The organism is Psychrobacter sp. (assembly GCF_035469765.1).
Taxonomy (GTDB): domain Bacteria; phylum Pseudomonadota; class Gammaproteobacteria; order Pseudomonadales; family Moraxellaceae; genus Psychrobacter.
This window is the reverse complement of sequence record NZ_DATIRM010000326.1, coordinates 1-3,484: the sequence shown is the minus strand read 5'-3', so window position 1 is coordinate 3,484 and position 3,484 is coordinate 1. Positions and strand designations below refer to the sequence as shown.

At 41.2% G+C, this 3,484-nt stretch carries 3 protein-coding genes; all 3 read right to left on the bottom strand.

Features of this window, described 5'->3' with window-relative positions; translation table 11 throughout:
* Positions 1-291: 291 nt before the first annotated feature.
* Positions 292-1,128: a bifunctional allantoicase/(S)-ureidoglycine aminohydrolase gene (locus VLN09_RS09135; protein ID WP_325245808.1), complete on the bottom strand. Its 837-nt coding sequence runs from the start codon at positions 1,126-1,128 to the stop codon at positions 292-294.
* Positions 1,129-1,467: 339 nt separating this feature from the next.
* Complete coding sequence (locus tag VLN09_RS09130) at positions 1,468-2,010, bottom strand: ureidoglycolate lyase (RefSeq protein WP_325245806.1); 543 nt, start codon at positions 2,008-2,010, stop codon at positions 1,468-1,470.
* A 228-nt stretch (positions 2,011-2,238) separates the two neighbouring features.
* Entirely contained in the window at positions 2,239-3,219 is a 981-nt protein-coding gene (gene puuE / locus VLN09_RS09125) for an allantoinase PuuE (RefSeq protein ID WP_325245804.1), read from the bottom strand.
* Positions 3,220-3,484 lie beyond the last annotated feature (265 nt).

The window sequence follows — 3,484 nt, the reverse complement described above, 5'->3', positions numbered from 1 at the left end:
AGGGAAAAGCAATATCGATACATAACGTACTGCTGATATCAATTTTTCTTGCTTGCTGTGCCTACGCAGACAGAGGCTGCAAAAAATTTATACCAGCAGTACCGTAGCGTTTTTAAGGTATTTTAACTATAGCAGCACTTGATTAATGCTCTGTTTTAAAAATATTAAATTCAGTATACAAATAAAAAGCCAGCTAATCGTAATTAGCTGGCTCTACTATTAAAAATTTTGATGGTGTTCTAAAGAATAATAAATGACATATTGGAATTAACGATTATGTATCTATATTGCTTATCGTTCTGGACGAATAAACGGCATATGTCTATTTACGTCTTTATATAGTAAGTATCTAAATGGACCAGGTCCACCAGCGTAGCAAGATTGTGGGCAGAATGCGCGCAGCCACATAAAGTCACCTGCTTCAACTTCTACCCATTCACCGTTTAAGTGATAGACGGCTTTACCTTCTAGTACATACAAACCATGTTCCATAACATGCGTTTCATCAAATGGAATCACGCCACCTGGCTGGAAAGTAACAATGTTTACATGCATGTCGTGACGCATATCAGACTGCTCGGTAAATCGAGTGGTTGTCCATACGCCATCAGTACCCGGCATTTCAATAGCTTCAACATCGTGATCGCTTGTTACAAACGCTTCAGGCACATCAATACCTTCGCAATGTTGATAAGCTTTACGGATCCAATGAAACTTAACGTGCTTGTCGCTATTGTTTTTTAGCGTCCATTTGCAGCCAGGTGGTAAAAATGCATAACCACCTGCTTCAAGATGATGCGACTCACCTTCAATAGTCATATCCATTTCACCTTCAACGATGAATACAACACCTTCGGCATTTGCATCTAGCTCAGGCTTTTCTGAACCGCCATTAGGCTCAACTTCGACGATATACTGTGAGAAGGTTTCAGAGAAACCTGAAAGTGGACGTGCAAGCACCCACATCCGCATACCTGTCCAAAACGGTAGGTAGCTAATAACAATGTCAGTTAGTACACGTTTAGGAATAATCGCATAAGCTTCGGTGAAGATAGCGCGATCAGATAGTAATTGTGTTTGCGGAGGCAATCCGCCAGTTGGTGCGTAATAAGTGCTTTTTGTTGACATTGTTCATGTTCCTTAATGGTTTTGTGCCGCGATAAATTTGTGCCTGAACCTTTGAGTTTGAATCGTGGAGCAAAGGAGGGGTATACCCGTTTGGCTAGGGTTTTTCTTCAACCACTAAATTATGTGCAGCTTGAAAGGCTAAGCTATTGTCAAAATCGTTAGACGTTAGATATAGCCTAGTAGTTTAAATCGTTTTTAATTTCAATTTCTTGTGTGATTAGTGCCTAACGGATCTTTTAATAAAGGGACCGTTAGAATAACGTCAATGTTCACACGAGGTCTGATGCCAGCATACTTTTTAGAACACCAGCAAAATCATTTATCATTTGACTATAGCCATTAAGCCTGATTTTTAGCCTGCTCATCAGATATATCAATACAAACTTCCCAATCATCAATCTCGAATTCATGGCAGTTATTACCCTCACCATTGATGCGATCGACCACTAAAAAATCACAATCCGCTTTTAGCGCCAGTAGCGGATGATGCCAAACATTGGCGTCATACTGTACACCTTGGTGCGAATGGGCATAAAACACCTCTAAATCATCAGCTGATTTAGGCGCATCGCCAGCTTTGGCAACAACGACTAAATAGTCTGTGCCATTCATAGAAAAGAAGGCTTGCGTACCAAACGGATGGTATTCCATCACTGATAATGTAATCGGACAATCGCGTCTTTTGGTACGAAAAATGCTAAAACCGACTTCTCCACCATTTAGACCAACTTTTGAGATGGCATTATGACGACAAGCATAGCCTCTATTAATATCCCAGCAGTTATCCGGTGTGGCTTCATCCTCACCATACGGTTCAATAACCGCACCGTAGGGAGCAAATTCAGCCTTGGTCAAAGGCTTGGCAATGATTGTGGTTTTCATAAGTTCACCTTTAGGTTAGTTAGCAATATCATCTATTTAGTTATTTTAGTAACTTATTAAGTGATAGATCTATTTAAGCTAAGCAAATACTAGACACAAGATGTCGGTTTTGAGCAATTGGATCAATAAGGTATAAACTGCCTTGAGCGTATTATCCGTTAGCTTACGTGGTTGCTACTACGCACGTGCTTATTAATATGATGATACGTCTTATGATTGTTGTTACGGTTACATCCAGTTGGCGGTGTTATCAGCCGTGGCTGGATGATTTTCATACCAGTGCTTGGCGATTTCATCGCGGCGGCATATCCAAACATCTGGTTTACTGGTGATGTATTGTAGAAATTGTTTAAGCGCTTTAATGCGACCAGCACGACCAATAATGCGGCAATGCAAACCAATGGTGAGCATTTTTGGCGTGTCTTGACCTTCCTCATATAAAGTGTCAAAGCTGTCTTTCAAATACTGATAAAAAGGTTCGGCATTGGTAAACCCAGGACTTGAAGAAAAACGCATATCATTGGTCTCTAACGTGTAGGGGATAACCAGATGTGGTTTGCGAGCAATTTTGCTGCCTTCTTCTATTTTAACATTGAGCCAGTAAGGGAGCTCATCAGCATAAGAGTCAGAGTCATAAATATAACCACCCTGCTCAGCGACCAGCTCGCGAGTATTTGGGCTATCGCGACCGGTATACCAACCAAGAGGCTGATTGCCGACCATACGCTCAAAGATTTCAGTGGCGCGGCGTACATGCTCGCGCTCAGTTTCGCGGTACATATATTGATAGGTGATCCAGCGTAGGCCGTGACTGGCAATCTCATGTCCGTCTTCTAGGATGCGCTCGACAATATGCGGTGTTTTTTCGGCAGCAGCTGCACAAGTAAAGGTAGTAATGGGTAAACCATATTCTTTAAAAGTATCTAATACGCGCCAAACGCCTACACGGCTACCATATTCAAAAGCTGACTCGATAGACTGGTGACGGTTGGTAAATTCAGGCGTACCTAAGACATCAGATAAAAAACGTTCTGACTGACCATCGCCATGCAAGACACTGTTCTCTGCGCCTTCTTCTATATTTAGCACAAACTGTACGGCAATCTTAGCACCGCCCGGCCAATTGGCTTTTGGTGGATTTTCGCCATAGCCTTTTAAATCGCGTGGATAGCTTGCTTGATCAAAGTCGCTGGTTATTTTTTTTGTCATTGTCATTATCCTAGATAAACTAAAGCTGAAATGAAATAAGGTATCGCTGAGGCAGGGGTGCTATTTTTTCTGATTATGCTTGAACGATAAGCGTTAATACTTGATAAAACTGGCTTTTAATAATGCTGACTTTCATCTAAAAGTCAGCGTTATGAATAATGAGAACATTGTCTTCAGAACCATTTTTTTACAGTAACTGCCTTTACGCTTTATACCAGATTTTATTATAACCCTGAAGCATAAGCGACAAGTTGCTGGCGCTCTT

Coding starts and splice junctions, on each gene's coding strand:
- VLN09_RS09135 (WP_325245808.1), bottom strand. CDS start 1,128: ATGTCAACAAAAAGCACTTATTACGCACCAACTGGCGGATTGCCTCCG.
- VLN09_RS09130 (WP_325245806.1), bottom strand. CDS start 2,010: ATGAAAACCACAATCATTGCCAAGCCTTTGACCAAGGCTGAATTTGCT.
- puuE (WP_325245804.1), bottom strand. CDS start 3,219: ATGACAAAAAAAATAACCAGCGACTTTGATCAAGCAAGCTATCCACGC.